This window comes from Myxococcales bacterium, from assembly GCA_016703425.1.
In the GTDB taxonomy this organism is placed as follows: Bacteria; Myxococcota_A; Polyangia; order Polyangiales; family Polyangiaceae; genus JADJCA01.
In genome coordinates, this window is the sequence record JADJCA010000011.1 from 173,403 (window position 1) to 190,460 (window position 17,058).

Annotated in this window: 15 protein-coding genes; 5 read left to right on the forward strand and 10 right to left on the reverse strand. The window is 69.1% G+C overall.

The genetic code is table 11. From position 1 onward, the window contains the following. Positions 1-12 precede the first annotated feature (12 nt). Positions 13-1,269, reverse strand: a complete 1,257-nt coding sequence (locus IPG50_21420) for a replication-associated recombination protein A (protein MBK6694744.1) — start codon at positions 1,267-1,269, stop codon at positions 13-15. A 396-nt stretch (positions 1,270-1,665) separates the two neighbouring features. On the opposite strand from IPG50_21420, the gene IPG50_21425 reads away from it, so the two are divergent. Both IPG50_21425 and IPG50_21430 read left to right on the forward strand, forming a co-directional pair. Continuing rightward, positions 1,666-2,601 carry a hypothetical protein gene (locus IPG50_21425; protein MBK6694745.1) on the forward strand — a complete coding sequence of 312 codons (936 nt, stop codon included), beginning with the start codon at positions 1,666-1,668 and terminating at the stop codon, positions 2,599-2,601. 13 nt (positions 2,602-2,614) lie between these two features. Further along, the gene (locus tag IPG50_21430) at positions 2,615-4,609 is read left to right on the forward strand and encodes a hypothetical protein (GenBank protein ID MBK6694746.1); all 1,995 of its coding nucleotides are present in this window, start codon (positions 2,615-2,617) and stop codon (positions 4,607-4,609) included. Between the two features lie 40 nt (positions 4,610-4,649). On the opposite strand, the gene IPG50_21435 is transcribed toward IPG50_21430, so the two are convergent. From IPG50_21435 to IPG50_21460, 6 genes are all read right to left on the reverse strand, one after another. Next, positions 4,650-5,327: a YggS family pyridoxal phosphate-dependent enzyme gene (locus IPG50_21435; GenBank protein MBK6694747.1), complete on the reverse strand. Its 678-nt coding sequence runs from the start codon at positions 5,325-5,327 to the stop codon at positions 4,650-4,652. Further along, a complete protein-coding gene (locus IPG50_21440; GenBank protein ID MBK6694748.1) occupies positions 5,324-6,118 on the reverse strand; it encodes a class I SAM-dependent methyltransferase in 795 nt (264 codons plus the stop codon). Before IPG50_21440 ends, IPG50_21435 begins: the two co-directional genes overlap by 4 nt. 37 nt (positions 6,119-6,155) lie before the next feature. Continuing rightward, positions 6,156-6,398 carry a DNA-directed RNA polymerase subunit omega gene (locus IPG50_21445; protein ID MBK6694749.1) on the reverse strand — a complete coding sequence of 81 codons (243 nt, stop codon included), beginning with the start codon at positions 6,396-6,398 and terminating at the stop codon, positions 6,156-6,158. Positions 6,399-6,573: 175 nt separating this feature from the next. After that, positions 6,574-7,653, reverse strand: a complete 1,080-nt coding sequence (locus IPG50_21450; GenBank protein MBK6694750.1) for a hypothetical protein — start codon at positions 7,651-7,653, stop codon at positions 6,574-6,576. Positions 7,654-7,744: 91 nt separating this feature from the next. Then, positions 7,745-9,775 carry a CocE/NonD family hydrolase gene (locus tag IPG50_21455; GenBank protein MBK6694751.1) on the reverse strand — a complete coding sequence of 677 codons (2,031 nt, stop codon included), beginning with the start codon at positions 9,773-9,775 and terminating at the stop codon, positions 7,745-7,747. Positions 9,776-9,819: 44 nt separating this feature from the next. Then, positions 9,820-10,308: a GNAT family N-acetyltransferase gene (locus IPG50_21460; GenBank protein ID MBK6694752.1), complete on the reverse strand. Its 489-nt coding sequence runs from the start codon at positions 10,306-10,308 to the stop codon at positions 9,820-9,822. Between the two features lie 48 nt (positions 10,309-10,356). Between IPG50_21460 and IPG50_21465 the strand changes: the two genes are divergently transcribed. Then, a complete protein-coding gene (locus IPG50_21465; GenBank protein MBK6694753.1) occupies positions 10,357-10,926 on the forward strand; it encodes an SMI1/KNR4 family protein in 570 nt (189 codons plus the stop codon). A 29-nt stretch (positions 10,927-10,955) separates the two neighbouring features. Next, entirely contained in the window at positions 10,956-11,735 is a 780-nt protein-coding gene (locus IPG50_21470; protein ID MBK6694754.1) for a hypothetical protein, read from the forward strand. Positions 11,736-11,749: 14 nt separating this feature from the next. Here the strand turns inward: IPG50_21470 and IPG50_21475 are convergent, their stop codons facing one another. Beyond that, positions 11,750-13,033, reverse strand: coding sequence for a hypothetical protein (locus IPG50_21475; GenBank protein ID MBK6694755.1), 1,284 nt, complete (start codon positions 13,031-13,033; stop codon positions 11,750-11,752). Between the two features lie 59 nt (positions 13,034-13,092). On the opposite strand from IPG50_21475, the gene IPG50_21480 reads away from it, so the two are divergent. Beyond that, positions 13,093-14,238, forward strand: a complete 1,146-nt coding sequence (locus IPG50_21480; GenBank protein MBK6694756.1) for a YcaQ family DNA glycosylase — start codon at positions 13,093-13,095, stop codon at positions 14,236-14,238. 7 nt (positions 14,239-14,245) lie between these two features. Here IPG50_21480 and IPG50_21485 read toward each other — a convergent pair whose 3' ends face one another. Together IPG50_21485 and IPG50_21490 are read right to left on the reverse strand one after the other, a co-directional pair. Next, positions 14,246-15,184, reverse strand: coding sequence for a hypothetical protein (locus IPG50_21485; protein MBK6694757.1), 939 nt, complete (start codon positions 15,182-15,184; stop codon positions 14,246-14,248). Then, positions 15,181-17,055, reverse strand: coding sequence for a hypothetical protein (locus IPG50_21490; protein MBK6694758.1), 1,875 nt, complete (start codon positions 17,053-17,055; stop codon positions 15,181-15,183). The genes IPG50_21485 and IPG50_21490 overlap by 4 nt, the downstream gene beginning before the upstream one ends. Positions 17,056-17,058 lie beyond the last annotated feature (3 nt).

Genomic DNA, 17,058 nt, shown 5'->3' on the forward strand with positions numbered 1-17,058 from the left:
AGCATTGCTGCGTCATCGCTTGCCGCGCAGGGCTTCGAGGCGCGCCTTGATGCGGCCTTCCTCGCCGCGCTCCGTCGGCTCGTAGAGCACCTCGCCCACGAGCGCCTCGGGGAGGTACGTCTCCCCTGGAACGACGCCGCCTTCGTAGTCGTGCGCGTAGGCGTAACCGGCGCCGTAGCCGTCGTCTTTCATGAGCTTCGTCGCCGCGTTGCGGAGCTTCTTGGGTACCGGCAAGGCGCCGTGCTCGGCGATGAGCGCCTTGGCGCGATGCCAAGCCAGGTTGGCAGCGTTGGACTTGGGCGCCGAAGCCAAATAGGTCACCGCTTGGGCCAAGGGGTAGAGTCCCTCCGGCATGCCCAGGCGGCGAAACGCCTGATCGGCCGTCATCGCCACGAGGAGCGCGCGCGGATCCGCGTTGCCGACGTCTTCGCTGGCAAAGATGATCATGCGACGAAGCACGAAGAGCGGATCGTCTCCCGCCTCGAGCATGCGCATCATCCAGTAGATCGCGGCGTCGGGATCGGAGCCGCGCATCGATTTGATGAACGCGCTGACGACGTTGTAGTGCTCCTCGCCGCTCTTGTCGTAGAGGAGCGGCTCGTGCTCTCGGTCGCCGGCCACAAGGTCGAGCGTGAGTCGCGGGGCGCCGAGGCTCGTCGCGTGTTCGGCCGCGACCTCGAGCGAGGTAAGCGCGCGGCGGGCGTCGCCTCGTGAGAGGCGCGCGAGCGCCACCAAAGCGTCGTCGTCGGCTTCGAGGGCCAGGGCTCCGAGGCCGTGCGTTCCATCGGACAGGGCGCGGCGAAGGAGGGCCACGACCTCGGTCTCCGAGAGCGCTTCGAGGCGGAAAACCTTGCAGCGCGACAAGAGCGCCGCGTTCACCGCGAACGAGGGGTTCTCCGTCGTGGCCCCCACGAGCGTGATGGTCCCGGCTTCGACGTGGGGCAGAAACGCATCCTGCTGCGACTTGTTGAAGCGGTGGATCTCGTCGACGAAGACGAGCGTCCGCTCGCCGCGAAAGTCGAGCGACTCCTTCGCCGCGCGGACGATCTCGCGCACGTCAGCCACGCTGCCGAGGACCGCGCTGAAGGGAACAAAGTGCGCGCGCGTGCGGTTCGCGATGACGCGACCGAGGGTCGTCTTGCCGACGCCCGGCGGTCCCCAGAGGATCATCGAGGGGATGCGGTCGCGCTCGAGGGCGCGCGCCAGCAGCTTCCCCGGTGCCACGAGGTGGGCCTGCCCCAAAACATCCTCGAGCGCGTCGGGCCGCATTCGCTCGGCCAGCGGAGCGGCCGCATCGCTGCCCGCCCCGGCGACGCGGCGGGCGGCCGAGAACAAGGTCTCGCCGCCGAGGTCCGATTTGGAGCGCGCCTTCACGAAGCGAGCTTGGCGGCGAGCTCCGGCGGCGGCAACGAAAAGGTGTGCGAATTCCCGATCGGCACCGCTCCAAAGGGCGCGGGAGCGCCGTATAGTGAACGGTCTATGGCAGATCGTCGGAGCTCGTCGGCACGACCTCGCGCGCGGGCCGCGCGGCGGGGCCGTCTGTCCTGGTGCGCGTCGCGCGCCGCAGCGTGGCTCTTGGCGGGCTCGGCACGGTTTGTCGGCACGGGGTTTGTCGGCACGGGGGTTGTCGGCACCGGGGTTGTCGGCGCGATCGGTGTTGGCGCGGTGGCCTTGGGGGCGAGCGCGTGCGCCGCCGGCGGTGCACCTTCGCAACCACCGTTCGTTCGCAGCGCGCGCCACGTCGACGTGGAGATCCCCCAGTTCGAGATTCACGCCGACAACGTCGACCGTTTCGCCACGTGTCCGCCGCAAGGCGGCATGACGCAGGGCTGGATTCCGCCGGTGCCGCCGTGGTCAGCCCCGAAGGGTGTGGTGGCCGCGCCGACGTCGACGCAAGCCGTCGACGCGGGTCCGTCTTTCTTCGGCGACGCGGCCCCGCCGCCGGAGGGCGAAATCAACCTCGGGCGCAGCTCCGCCGATCCGATGAACGCGCCGTCGCCGGCCGAGAAGGCGATCCGCGACACGTTGCAACCCTTCCGGGCGTGTCACCGCCGCGCGTTGCGCCACGACCAGACGCAGAGCGGGCACGTCGCCGTCGTGGTTCGCGTCGGCGCCGACGGAAAGGTCGTTCGCACCGAGAGCCATGGCGCCTGCGACCTGTCTCGCGAAGCCATTGCTTGCATGTTGCAGACGGCCGCGCGTTTGCGGTTTGATCCGCCAGCGGACGGCAACGCGACCATCATCATTCCCGCGGTGTTCGCCCCTCGCGGCGGCATCGTGCGGGCGGTACCGGGCCAACACGACGACTACGCGGCGGCCGTGGCCGTCACCGTCGAGACGGGCCGCGCCGAGCTGCACGCGTGCGATGAGCGCGAGCGCCGCGCCGTGCGGCCACGCTCCGGCTGGGGCAACTTCATCATCGATCTCGACGAGAATGGGCGCGCGGCGCGCCAGAACATCGAACCCTACGACGGGAACCAGGAGCTGCTCCGCTGCGCGAGCGACGTGGTGGGTCGGCTAAAGTTTCCCGCGCCGCCGGGGGGCACGGCCACGGTGCGCGTCCGCATCGAGTTCAACCCGAGCGCCAGCGTGAGCCAATAGTGCACCGACCTCGATGTTCCATCAACGTCCGCATGCGGGCGTCTCGCTGCGCGAGGCGCCGGTGACGGCGCTCACCGACGCAGCTCCCGCGGGGCCGCGCTTCGTCGTCGTTCCCTTTGGCGTTCCCGAAGACGGACGCGGGCTCGGGCTCGGGCTCGCGGCGCTCGTTCATCACTTCGGCCGCCTCGAGGGAGACAACGTGGCGCTCGCGCAGCTCCTGTCGAGGCCGCAGGCGCCGAGTGAGAAGCCAACGGCTGCTGAAGCGGCCATGAACCCCGCGGCGTGGAGCGAGCTCGAAAAGAGAGGCGATGCACCGCGCGGCGTCGAGGTCGTGATCTCGGGCAACTTCGAGCCGCCGGAAGGGGGGTCGGGACTCTTGGAGCTCGTAGCCTTCGACCCGAGCTCCGGGAAGGTTCTCGCGAGCGGCGAGACAACGGTGCTCTCGGCGCAGGCTGGCCGCGCTGTGGCCGAGACCTGCGACCGCGTGTTCCGCGAGATGGGCGGCGAGCTCGACCTCGCCTCGCGCGTGGGTGAGCTGGAATGGGAGGCCCTCGAGAGCATCCTCTACGCCGAGCGGGCCGCGATCTACGATCCGGTGCGCGGAGAGCCGCACGACCGCATGGCGGCGCTCATTCACCTGGGCCGCGCCGTCGAAGAGGCTCCGCGCTCGCGCTACGCCGCGAGCCGCCTCTCGCACTTGGCCCTCGAGGCCGCGATGCTGGGCGATCGGCGCCTCGCCGAAGCCGGCCATCGTGCCCTCGCGCGCGCGTCGGCCGACGCGCCGGCGAACATCGATCTCTTGGAGGCCCGCGCGGCGCTAGAGCTGCGCCTCGGGTCCACGGTGGAGGCCGAGGTCGCCGCCTTGTCGGCGCTCGCGCAGTCGCCGGGGCGCAGCCGGTTGCACGCGCTCGTTTCTGAGGCGCGCCGCACGCGCGGCGACTTCCCCGCGGCGAACGCCGCCATCGCCGAAGGCTTCACGAAAGCGGGCCGCGATCCGATCTTGCTCACGGAATACGGCACGCTCCAGGTCGAGAGCGGCGACGCGATCGGCGCGCGCCACGCGTGGCTCGAGGCGTTGTCCTTCTCGCCGCTCTTCCCGCCGGCCTTCCTCAACCTGGCGGCGCTCGCGCTCCGGGAGCGCGACGAGACCGGTGCCGCGTCGCTCGTCGATCGCGCGCTCACAACGGACGCTGCCCATCCCGAGGTGTTGCGACGAGCCGTGGTGCTAGCGTTGGCCTTCGAGCCCGAAGGCTTGGCGCGGGCGGCGCGAATCGTGAAGATCGGCAACCTGCTCCTGTCGCATGCGCCCAACGACGTCTGGGCTCTCCTCGCCACCGCGCATGCGCTTTCGCAGACGGGCCCCAAGGAAGAGGCCCTGCGTCGCTTCCAACAGGTCGAGCGCCTGGCAGCCGACACGGCGCTGGCAGCGGAAGCCGCGCGCGGCCTCTTTCACGTGGAGGCACCTGCGGCGGCCCGCGAGATCGACGAGACCATCACGAAGGCACTCTCGGCGGAGCGCGCCGAGCTTGAGCTCATCGCGGGCCGAGCGCGGGCGCTCGCCCTCGAACACGGGGTGTGGACGGCGAAGCTCGCGGTCGGCATCGCGGAGCGGCGGCTCGGCCTTTCTACGGAGGCGTACCAGGCCTTCGAAGAGACGCTCGAACGAGCGCCCGGCTGCGTCGAAGCGCATCTCGAGCTGGCTACGCTCGCCGCCGAGGTCGATCGACCGGTCGACGCCGTGGCGCACGCGGAGCGCGCCCTCGAATTGGCCGGCGAGTCGCGACAAACGCTCCTGGTGCTGGGGCAGGCGCTCGTGGCGGCGAGGCAACCTAACGACGCGCGCCTCGTGATCGATCGCCTTCTCGCCGCCGACGCCGACGATCCGGCCGCGCTGCGCCTCCTCGGCGACCTCGAGCGTTCGTCTTTGGCGCCGCCGCCGCCACCGGCCTCAACGCGGGGAAAGCTCGCGGAGCGCCTCGCGCGTTTCTCCGACCGATTCCGCAGGTAGCGGCGGGACGCGGGGCGCGCTTTGGCTTGCGTCGACGACGCTACGCCCGCTCGCCGAAGATGGCCGTGCCGACGCGCACCAAGGTGGCGCCAGAGGCGATCGCCACTTCGAGGTCGCTCGACATGCCCATCGACAGCTCGGGCAAGCGCGCGGGACCGCCGTGAAGGTTGCGAATCGAACGAAGCGTGTCGAAGACGCCGCGGCTCGTCTCGGGATCGCCGAAGGGCGGCATGGTCATGAGACCGCGCAGGCGCAGGCTGGGTTCGCGCTCGACGGCCGCGAGCACGCCCTCCAGGTCGGCCGGCACAACGCCGCTCTTCTGCGCTTCGCCAGCGACGCTCACTTCGACGAGGACGTCGATGGCCCGAGACGCGAGCGTCGCGCGGCGCGCGAGCTCTCGCGCCAAGTGCGTCGAGTCGACGGTCTCGACGGTGCTCACGACCGGCGCCACGAGCTTCACTTTGTTGGTCTGCAGGTGACCGGTGAAGTGCCACTCGATGTCAGCGAGATCAGCTAGCGCTTTCGCCTTCTCCCTCAGCTCTTGCGCGTAGTTCTCGCCGAAGGCGCGCTGCCCCGCCACGTAAGCCTCGCGAACGCTCGACGCCGGGTGAAGCTTCGAAATGGCCACGAGCCGCACTGTCGCCGCATCCCGTCCGGCGGCCTCCGCGGCGCGGGCCATGCGCTCTTTAACGGCGGCGAGGCGCGCGGCAACGCTCACCTTCGCCTCGCGTGCCAGATCATGACGTCGCTCTCACCGGTGAGCGGGCCACCGGCGAAGTCGCCGTGCACGTCGATGGCCTCGAGGCCGTTGTAGTGGAGGAGCGCTTCGAACTCGGCGGGAAAGAACTGCCGGTGCGCCAGCGGCGTGCTCCAAGGCTCGGCGCCGTCGTGCGGCGTGAACTCCATCGTCACGAAGAGGATCTGCCGAACGGCGTCGTAGTCGAAGCGTTCGCGGTAACGGACGCGGCCCGCGGAGGGATGGCGAAACGGCGGCGAGCCGTGCCACTGGTTGGGATCGCGGGCGAGGTCGTACGGTTGCGGCGTCGAGAGATCCACGACGAAGCGTCCGCCGGGCCGGAGGTGCGCGCGGGCGCATGCGAAGAAGCCCTCCAGATCACGGCGCGTGAAGAGATGAAGCGCCGTGTTGAAGGCCGCGATGACGAGGGGGAATTGGCGCGCGAGCTTCTTCTTTCGAATGTCGCCGCGACGAAGCGTGATGCGCGCCTTGACGTGCGGCGGCTCGCTCGCGAGGCGGCGCTGAAGGTCCTTCAGCATGGCCGCGGACGCGTCGATGCCCACCACGTCGAGCCCGTGACGCGCCAGCGGGAGCGCGATGCGCCCGTTGCCGACGCCGAGTTCGAGCACCGGTCCGCCGATGGCGCGCGCCAAGTCGACGTAATACGCGACGTCGGCGACGCGGTTTTTATAGGTCGAGCCGTAGTAGGCCGGATCTTCGTAGTGTGCTGAAGCGCCGGCGCGCAGCTCAAGATCGCGGACGGTGCCGCGCAGCTGCGCGAGCACGCGACGGCCGGCGGAGCGCGTCACGTCAGAGGATCGTGATCTTGTTCTGGCGGTCGATCCACTCGGAGACCACTTCGTGGCTGTTGCGGTCGTAGTGGACCTTGCCGGCGGCGATCTCGCGAAGCGCCGTAACGGCGGCCTTGTTCTTCGACGGAACGAGCGAGGTCGAGCCCTTCATCAGCTGACGGCAGCGCGTGGAGGCAAGCACGACCAGCGCGAAGCGGTTCTCTTCGCGCTCGAGGCAGTCTTCAACGGTAACGCGAGCCATACGTACTCCTGATTCCGAAGCGGGCGCGACGGCACAAGGCCGTCTTCCGAGTGGGGAACGGACCGTAGTCGCCCTTCTTCGGATGCGCAAGGGCGTGGCCTTTCGGTGGCCGCGGCGCCCTTCTGTTGGTGGCCTGAACGCATGCACCGTGCCTCGAGAGCGGCCCGCGCCGGCCTCAATGCAGCATCGCTTCGTCGTCGTCGGCGACGTCGACGCCGGGCGACTCGGCGCGGCGCAAGGCCACCGTTTCGCCGCGCGTGCACGCGCTCGTGACGGCTGGCGACGCGGTGCTGAGAATCCACTGGGCGCCGGGAATGGCCCGGCGCAAGAGGCCCGGGAGCGCTCGCAGCGTGGCCTGGTCCTGCCCCGCCTCGATGTCATCGACCAGCGCCACGCAGTCGCGCTCCCGGAGCGACCTGCCGAGGGCGCCGGGGCCAGCTCCGCCGATGGCGCGGAGGACCGAGGCGCCGATGGCCACCAGGTGGCGAGCGCCGCGGGGGAGCTCTTCGAAGCCGGTGGTGCGTCCCTCCGCGTCTCGGAAGATCGGCTCCAACGTGTCGAGCGCCACGCCTTCGAAGCGGCGACCGAAGGGCTCGAGCAACACGAGGAGCGTCTCCTCCAAGGCTTCTCGAAGCGCGATAAGGTGCGCGCCTTTCGCGTCGAGGGTAGCGCCCTTCTGCCGTTCTGCGGCGGCGAGCGTCGCGCCAATGACTGCGTACGAGAGGACCTGCTTGGTCTCCCTTGTCAGGTCGGCCCGCGTAGCATCCTCGACGACGGGGGGCGCCCTCACGTCGAATCGACCGACCGTCCGCTCTGGCTGCGTCAGGAGGTTCGGCGTCCTTGAGAACCAGCGAACGCCGGAGATCATCACGCAGGCGAAGCCCCCCTGCTCTTGCGCGCGCCGATCGAAGAGCGCCTGCTCCTTCCGACGAAAGGCCGTCTCGTCGGGCGACTCGCCTTCGAGAACCGCCGTCGGGCTGCTGACGCGGAGCAGGTGGGGCCGCTCCTCGTCTTCCTCACCAAGGACGTAGTCGCAAATCACCATCGGCGCCGCGTCACCGAACTTCCGACTCGGCGGCGGCGGCGCAGCGAAGCCGGGGCGCGTCGATGCGATGGTCGCGAGCAAGGTGGTCTTGCCGGTGCGATCGCCGCCGAAGAGAACGGTGAGGGGACGCGGCGTGCCGTCGTCGACGAAGGAGACGGTCACGTCGGCAAACGGCGAGAGCGCACGGATCCGGACGCGAGCGAGCTTCACAGCGCGAGCGTATCGCCTAGCGCACCGGGCGTGTCCTCATTTGCCCTGCGGCGTGGCCAGCCCACAGCTCGCTCCGGAGGAAAGGTGCGAGTCAGCGCCCCGTGTTCGCCGGGCCGGTGTTCGCAGGGAGGCGGCCCCGAAGGACGTTGACGCGAAGCGACGACGCGCGCTCCGGCGTGCGCAGGACCCGGTGGGTCTCCGTCTGAAAGTCGCTGTCCTTGGCCTGGTAGATGTCGAGGAAGCGCTGCGGGTTCCGATCCACGAGCGGGAACCATGTACTTTGCACGTGCACCATGATGCGGTGGCCCGCGCGAAACGTGTGAAGCACGTCGGGGAGTGAGAACCGCACCCGTGTCGGCTCCCCGGGCTTGAAGGGCTCCGGCTTCTCGAAGCTCGTTCGGAACTTGCCGCGCATCACGTTGGCGCGAACGAGCGCTTGGTAGCCGCCCATGCGGACGCCCTTGGGGTTCGGTTGAGGGTCTTCCGCGTTCTCCGGGAACACGTCGACGACCTTCACGACCCAGTCGGCGTCGGTCCCCGTGGTGGTGACCCACAGATCGGCTTCGATGGGGCCGGCAATGGTCACATCGCTCTCGAGTTCGCCGCTCTTGTACACGACGACGTCGGGCCTCCGCGACGCGAAGCGCTGGTCGGCGACCATGTGCTCACGGTCGATGCGCGACGATGGCGCCGCTTGGTAGGGCACGGGCTTGCCGGGATCGCTCATGAAGGAATCGGCGCCCGGACCTTCTTCGCCGAGCCGCGGCGAGGACTCATCGAGGCCGCCCTTGCCGTGAAAGAAGAGCGTCGCTTCGCGAACGCCGGCCGGTGGCCACGCGGGGAAGGCTTGCCATCGATTCGTTCCCGTCTCGAAGACCACCGCCTCGGCCTGCGGCGCCACGCGCGCACCCTTCAAGTGCCGCTTGAAGAACGGCAGCTCCACCTGCTCGCGGTAGGTGAGCGACGTCTTCGCCCCGAAGGTCAGATCGCCGAGGCGGTCGCCTTCGGAGCGCGCCGAGCGGCCGTGAAACCGGGGCCCCAGGACGAGCGTGTTCTCGCCGCGGCCCTGCCGCTCGATGCTGCGGTAGGTCTCGAGGGCCCCCCAAAGGTTCTCCGCGTCGAACCACCCGCCGACGGTCATCACGGCCGGCTTGGTGGCCTTGTAGTGCGGCCGCGGATCGCGAGCCTGCCAGAAGGCGTCGCGGGTGCCGTGCTGCACGATGTCGTTCCAAAAGGGAATCTTCCCTTCGAGGTAGCGAGCGTTCGCGTTGGCGACGGGACCGAGCCGCAAGTAGAAGTCGTAGATGTCGCCGGTCTCGGTGTCGAAGTCCCACGCCCACTTCGCCGTGGGCTTGGGTCGCACCTTGCCGAAGTTCGCGTAGAAGCCCATGGCGTCGGCGAGGCACAAGGCACCGTTTCTGTGGAAGTCATCGCCGATGAACCACTCGGTGACGGGCGCCTGCGGCGACACCGCCTTGAGCGCCGGATGGGCGTCGATGCTGGCCTGCGCCGCATAGAAGCCCGGGTAGGAAATGCCCCACGCGCCGACCTTGCCATTGTTAGCGGGGGCGTTCTTTATCAGCCAGTCGATGGTGTCCCAGGCGTCGGTCGCCTCGTCGATGTCCTTGGGCCCGACGCCTGCGCGGCGCGGCCGTACGTCGGCGAACGCGCCTTCCGACATCATGCGACCGCGAACGTCCTGCTGAACGAAGATGAAGCCATCGCGGACGAAGGCGGCCGACGGCGCCGCCACCTCGATGGACCGAGGGTTCTTGTCGGAAGGGGTGTTGTCGACGCCATAAGGCGCGATGCCGTAGGGCGTCCGCAGCAGCATGATGGGGTACTTGCGAGCCTGATCCTTCGGAACGTACATGGCCGTGTAGAGGCGCGTTCCGTCGCGCATAGGGATCATCTGCACGTATTTCGTGTAGTGCTCACGGAAGGCGCGCGCGACATCAGCGGGCTCCTTGAGCTCGTACGGCACGAGCGGCGCTTCGGACATCGCGGGCGACGGCGTCGCCACGGCAGGCGGCGGCGCCGCGGCCTTTGGCGCTTGGGCTCCGCATGAGGCGAGCGAACAGAGGAGCATCAGAGCGAAGTGGCGCGCGCGAGCCGTGACCATCGGTGGCCCTTACTCCGAGACTCGATGCGCGTCGATCGGCGGTCTCAGAGGCGTCGCTCGAAGTACCGAACGGTCTTGCCGCGGTCCGGCAAGAAGGCCTCGCCAACGGGCATAAAGCCCATGGCGAGATGGAACGCGTCGGACGCCGGGTTGGGCGGCTCGGCGTTCACTTCGCAACAGAGGAGCGGCACGCCGACCGCTTGGCCGTGTTCCATCAGAGCCTCGTAGAGCGCCCGCGCCAAACCCCGCTTCTGCGCGTGCGCGGCGACGCACACGCGGTCGACGTAGAGGAAGCGGAGGTGGCGCGCCAAGAACCACGAATGGTTCGGTCCCTGAGGCGGCGTTCGTTCGTCGAAGGCTATGAGGAAGGCGTCGGGAGCGCCCTCCGGTCCGAGGGCCAAGCGCGCCGCCGCAGCGGCGACGAGCCGTTCCAACTGCGCCGCGTCGAGGAGGCTCAGCTCGGCGGCGTGCGCGTTGTTGATGGCGAGCACCGTGGGCAGGTCGCTCGGGGCTATTTCGCGGACCGCGGGCACGTCGCGAGCCTACCGCAAAGCGCTGCAAGCTGATTTGATGGCTCGCCCGTGCCGGCTCCTCTTCACGAGCTCGATCAAAGGCTCGATCGCCTCCTCGCGAAGGCGCGCGCCCTCGCCGAGCTCGCCGTGATTGACGAAGTCGCGCTCTCGCCGGGCGCAACACCGGCCGAGCTTTCGGTGTTGGAGGCGCACCTCGGGTTCGCGCTTCCGCCGGAGCTTGCCTGGCTCCTGCGACGAACGAACGGCGCCAAAGGCTTGCTCCTCTTCTTCGATCTCTTGGCCGCATCGGACATGATGCCAGGCTCGAGCGGTCACGAGCGCAGCGAGGCCCTGAAGAAGAGCGCTGTCGACGGACGTCCGATCGTGCCACCTACGGCCCTCGTGTTCGCCGACAAGCGCGGCGATCAGCCCGACTGCGTCTGGTTCGAACCGACGCCGGATGGAGTCTGGCGCGTGGTGACGTTCGTTCCACCTTCCGGCGCCATCGTCGACGAGGACCTGCACGCCTTCCTCGCGCGCCTTGAGAAGCGCTGCGATTGGCTCCTCGAGGACGCGGGCGAAGCGCTCCGCGCCGACCTGGCGATCTTCGGTGATGCCGACGAAGAGGGCGCCGGGTAGCTCGGCGACGTGGCGTACCATCGCAGCTGATGAATCTGCATGGCGCCGCGGCGAGGAAGACGGCGATGGGCGCGGCGCTGGCGTGCGCAGTCGTTTGCGTAACCTCTCTCCTTCACGCGCAGGCTCACGCCCCGGCCGATGCGGGAGCACAAGGAGACGCGGGCTCGGTCGCCGCGTCGCTCGACGAGGCGGAAGCGCTCGCATCGAAAGGGCACGTCATCGAGGCGCTGAAGAAGACGCACGACGTCCTCGGCGCCCTCGCGTCTTCGGGTGCGCCGCCGGCCGAGGCGGAGCGCACGAGGGCGCTCGCACGCCGGCTGCTCGACATGGCGGCGCGCGTCACGTTCACCCTGAGTCCGAGCGACGTAACGGACGTCGCGATCGAGTTCGACAATCGAGCCATCGCGCCGGGGGCGCTTGGCAAGACCTACTCCGTCAACCCCGGTGAGCACGTGATTCGCGGCCACGCCGTTGGCAAAGACAAGCAACCCCTCGTCGCCAATCAGACGCTCTTCATTAGGCCCGGCGAGACGACGAACGTCACGGTCGCGTTCGGAACCGAATCGCCGTTTTGCACCGGAACGGTTTGCCTCACCCCCACGCAGCTCACCTGCATGAAGGCCGTGAAGACCGCGGAAGAAGAAGCTGCGTGCGCGTGCGGCGGCGGCGGCGGCAGCGAGGTCGCGCAGCGACCCGGTTGCCACGCGTGTGCCATCGGACAAGGCTCGCGCGCCAGTACGCCGGCCCTCGCGGCCCTCGCCATGGTCTTCGCGGCCATGAGCCTTCGTCGCCGCCGCGCCGCGCCGTGAGGGTCAGCCGTGAGTCATGGCGTGACGCGCAGGGCAGGGAAAAACGGTAGCTCGACGCTGCATCCGCCGATGGGCGTGAAGACGACGCGGGCCTCGTCAGGGCGCGCAACGTCGAGGTCGACGATGGCCGAGATGGAGACGTCGCCGGTCACGGCCTTCTCGACGGCACGCTCGAGCCCGAAGGCCGCCATCGCAGCGCCAAGGCCAGGCAGCGCGTCTTCGCGCGCGGAGCGGACCATGTTCAGGCAGGGCGTCTTCGCGGAGGCGAGCTCGAGATGCACCTTGGGGCTCGCGCCAAACGAGGCCGAGCCCGAGGCCGTGCCTTGCAACGGGCCAAAGGCGAACGTGCCATCGGCGAGGCGAGCCACTTTCTCGTCGCCTTCGTAGCGAAACGAGAGCTGCGCCTTCGCCGCCATCGCGGCACCTTTGAGGTTGAGTCGTGAGGTGGCCACGTGGACGCGGCCGCTCGTCTTTAGTCCGACCTTGTCGTGTGCGATGTCAACGTCGAGCGTCGCGTCACCGGGGAACGCGGCGAGGTCCACGAGGCCCATGGCGCTCGCCTTCTGCGACTTGACGCGCACCTCGATGTGAGCGCTCGCGCCGCGCGTCACGCGCTTGAGCGTCGCGGCCTCGGGCGCGCCGGGCGCGAGTCTCACGACTTGTTCATCGCCCTCCGGTGTGCGCCGCCACGCAAGCTGCCACGGTCCGCGAAAGGGCTTGCCGCCCTGAAGTACGGCCAGCTCGCCCTCCAAGAAGAACGTGGCCCCGGCGCCGTCGAGGGAGCCCCGCAAGCCGCGCGCGACAAGACCGAGCGCGCCCACGGGGACGTTGTCGACAACGACGCTGCCATCACTCACCGTCACGGTGGGAGCCTTTCCCTGACCGCCGGGAGCGCCCGACGTGGACGCCCCGCCACCGTGGCTCCTCAAGCGAGCCTCGATGGCGCGGGCGGCAGCGATGGACTTCTCGCCATCTGCCAACGTCACGATGGGCCTCTCCAAGACGATCTCCGACGGCGTCAGGCCCGAGAGCCGCACGCGCACGCGGTCGGCGTCGAAGGTCACCGAGGGCGCCGATGGATCGGTGCCGTGGAGGCGCGAGAAGCTCACCTCCGCCCACGAGACCGAGGCGCTTTCGACGGTAAGGTCGATGCCGCGCGACTTCGCCTCCGAGGCGAGCCGCGCCTTGAGGAGCGCCGGCAGCACGGCGACGAGGACCACGCCGCCCGCGAGCAGAAGGACGAGCAAGGCGACGGCCCAGCGCCGAGCACGACCGCGACCCCGCACCACAGACGCCATGCCTCTTCTTACCTCAACATCGCCCTCCGAGGGCCGACCTGGCCTACGATCGGGCGACCTTGCACCTCACGCGAAAGGCCCTCAGGCGGTACGCCATCGCACGCAGCTTGTTTTCTCCGGTCTCGCTGCGGCTGGCGGTCGCACGGCTTGGCTTCGTGCAGGCTGATCCGATTCGCGCACCGGCGCGCGCCCAAGATCTGACGTTGCGACCGCGCGTCGTAAACTATCGGGCTTTCGACCTCGATCGGGCCTATGGAGAGCTCGGCCTCGAAGAAGACTGCCTCGTCAACTACGGCTACTTGCCCCGCGAGCACCTCGCGCTCATGCACCCTCGGGTGCCACGTCGCGCGTGGGACGCGGCCACGGCGAAGCGAGCCAAGGCGCTCCTGCGATTCGCGCGCACGCGGCCCGAAGTGCACCCGCGCGACGTGGAGGCGCGCTTCGGCAGCGCGAAGGTCAAGAACTACTGGGGCGGCACCTCGAACGCGACGACGCACTTGCTCGATGCGCTGCACTACCGCGGCCATCTGCGCGTCGTACGCCGCGAAGCCGGCGTGCGCGTCTATGCTCCACGCGACCTCGCGCCCATCGAGACGAGCGACGCGGCGCCAGAAGACCGAGCCAACGCGCTCCTCTGGCTGGCGGCGAAGAAGTACGCACCGCTCCCCGCGAGGAGCCTAGGCCAGCTCGCGAGCATGCTCCGCTACGGCGCGCCGCAGCTCGCCGCCTCGCTCAAGGCCGCGGCGACGCGGGCGAAGGCGACGTGGCCGCGGGTCACGCTCGATGGAACCGAATGGCTCTGGCCGCCCGATGAGGAGCCCCTCGATGCCGGCGAGCCGGAGACGCTGCACCTGCTCGCGCCTTTCGATCCCGTCGTCTGGGATCGGCGCCGCTTCGAACTGTTTTGGGGATGGGCGTACCGCTTCGAGGCGTACACGCCGGCGAAGAAGCGCGTGCGCGGCTACTACGCGTTGCCGCTCTTGTGGCGCGACGACGTCGTGGGCTGGGCGAACCTCTCCGCCGGAGGCGGCCAACTCGACGTCGACCTCGGCTTCGTGAGCGGTGCGGCGCCGCGGGGGCCGGCCTTTCGCCGCGCCTTGGAGGAAGAGGTGGAGAACATGCGGACCTTCCTTGGCCTCGCGTCGCCGTCGTCGACGCCGTCACCAAGCGAGGCGACGCGGCGGCGGCCAGCGACGGCTCGATGACGACCGCTCAGTTGCCGCAGAGCTTGCCGTTGTATTTGGTGATGGCGTCGGACACGAAGACGTTGATGGCGTTCTCGCGCTCCGGCGTGAGCACGAACTTGGGGTGGGAGTAGTCGGGGCCGACGGCCACGGCTTGGGCCTTGATGCGCACGCCATACGACGGCACCGGCTGCGTGCCGCTCAAGCCGATGTAGCGCGTGATGAACGGCGTCTTCTTGGTTCCTTCAAAGGTCTTGATGTCCGGTTCGACACCCGAGGCCACCCCCATGTAGAAGCCATTGTCGCCGGCCGTGTGGCACGTCGCGCAGCGCGCGTCGTTGCAATCGGTGCATTGGTCGGGGTTCTCGTTCGTGCGCGCGACCGTCTTCAGCGCGCCCCACTGAATCGCTTCGAAGAGCCCTTGGCTGAAGCAAGAGCCGACCTTCTCGAGGATGTTCACGGGCGCCGCCTGCCCCACGCGCTCCTTGGCTTCGAGGGCGAGCCACTCCTGAATCGTGGCGGCCTGCGCGGGAGCGAGCGCCGGCGCCGCGCCGCCGGCGTGAGTGCCCTTTGAGAGGAGCGAGCTCGAGGTCACGATCATCCCGCGAGCGTCGAGGCTCTGGTAGGCGGTGTCGGCTGTGCCCTGGAGGAACATGGGCGCGCCCGCCGTGCCGGTCGCGTGGCACGCGCCACACGTGGTTTGGATCGCCGGGTAGACCTTCGCGACGAAGAACTGATGCGCGGAAGACGACGCGCTGCCCGGCCCGCTGCTCGGCGGCGCGCCGAAGGGTTGAGGCGCCGAGGTGGAGCCGCTCGGCGCGGCGGTCGGGGCGGGCGCGGTGCCGGTCGGCGCGGTGGCGCCGGGATTCAACGTGTTGCTCGCCGCGTCGCTACACGCGGCTGCATGCGCCACGAGCACGATGGCACCGAGCCCTCCGAGGTAGCAGCGCGAGACGCGGTCCATCATGACGATTGGGTCTCCCGACGGCGGAGGCGACGCGCGACGGTCGCCACCGCGAAGAGTAACCCGACGAGACCGGCGCGCCCATCGGCGGCATTGGCGGCAGTGGTGCGACACGAGCAGCCGTCGTTCGTGGCGCCCAGGTCGGCGCCAGCAATGCCCTGCAAATTCGCCGCGGGCGGGGTGCCGGGCGCCGCGGCGGCTCCAGAGGCGGCTGCGCTCGGAGAAGGCCCGGGCTTCACGTCGGCCGTCACGGGCCCGGGAACGGCGTCGATCTTCTCGTCCCACGTCGCCGGAACGAGCGAGATCCAAAGGCTCTCGCGGTTGGTGCCAGGAAACTGTCCCGGGTCTTTGGCGAAGCCCGGGAGCGTCGTCAGGAAGAACGTGCGCGCTTCGGGGATGAACCCGTTCGGCTTGCCGTAGCCGGGATTCTCGATGCCGCCGATGCCGTTCAGGAAGCCCGCGCCTTGGTTGTTGGGGTTTCGCTTTCCCCGCGCCGGCAGGTTGGCCACGTCGGAAAAGAGCGACACCTCGAGCCGCAGGTTCGGGTTCACGCTCGGCTTGCCGACGGCGTCGACCTCCACGATCTGGAGCTTGCCCTTGCCGATACCCGTCGACGACCCGCCCATGACGCCGATGGCCGGCTTGCCCATGCCTGCACCGAAGATCATCGGAAAGCTGAAGGCGTGCCGCTGGTAGGGCGCCACGTTGTCGACGGCCTCGAGCACTTGCAGATCGGCGAGGCGAACGGTGACGAGGGACGACAGGTTCACGCCGCCCGAGTGACCGTCTTGGTTGTTGTTGTTGTTCTTCGCGTTGGCGGACTTCTGAAAGCCCATGGCGCCGAGGCCGCCGCCCAAGTGAATCAGCCCCGAGTTCTGCACGGCGTGCATCTTCGTGCCGGTGTTGGTGCCGTTCGGATCCGACTCCACGATGTTCTTCGACTGGATCACGTTGCCGGTGCGCGCGTCGAACTTCACGAGCGCGATGGCGTCGGCGGGCTGGTTGTTGCCCTCGACGGTGGTCATGTAAGCCTCGTACGAACCGGGCAAGGGGCAGGTCACCTGCGGGCGGCAGTGTTTGGCGTCCTGCACGAGCTGCTTGAAGTACGGGACCGTGACCTTCGCGCCGCCGGGCGCCGCCTCCACGAGGATCTTCATGACCATCGCGTTGGCGTTGTTGCGCTGCATGCCGACGAGAAAGGCTTCGCCGGTGCCTTCGAGCCCCAGCGGACAGATGCTGTGCGGCCCGAAGGTCTGGTCGTTGTTGGCTTGGTCGGTGAGCGACACGAGGTTCGTGGGCTTCGTGAGCCGATCGCCGCCGCGGGTGCTGTTGACGATGGGCACCATGGCCCCCGCCGGCATGCCCGGTTGCTCCAACGTGGTCGTGACGAAGGCCGACGTCTGCGGGTTGTTGTTCGCGCCGTTGTCTTCCGTCGCGAAGACGGCGAGGGCAAAGTTGAGCTGCTGGCCTAGTCCGAGCAGCGGCCGCATGAAGGCGCGCTCGCCATTCAAGATGGGCATGTCAACGCGGCCGAGGTGCACGAGCCCCTTGTCGGCCGTGAGGTCCGAAAAGAAGATCGACCCTTGCATGTGGCTGCCGTCGTTGTTCGCCGTCGGCGACGAGATCGTGAAGATCGTTCCGATGCGGACCTTGAAGCTTCCGTCAGGGTTCACGATCTTGCGAAACGTCGGCTTCGCATCCATGACGCCGGCGCCCGTGTTCTTCGCCACCGCGGCCGCCCCGTTCGGCGCTTCGTAGGCAAGCGACGTCGCCGTGCGAAGCAGCACGGCGGGCTTGTTTTGTGCCGCCGCCGCCGAGGCCAAGAGGCCCGTCGTGAGAAGCGTGGTGAAGAAGGCGGTGCGGGTCATCGACATGGC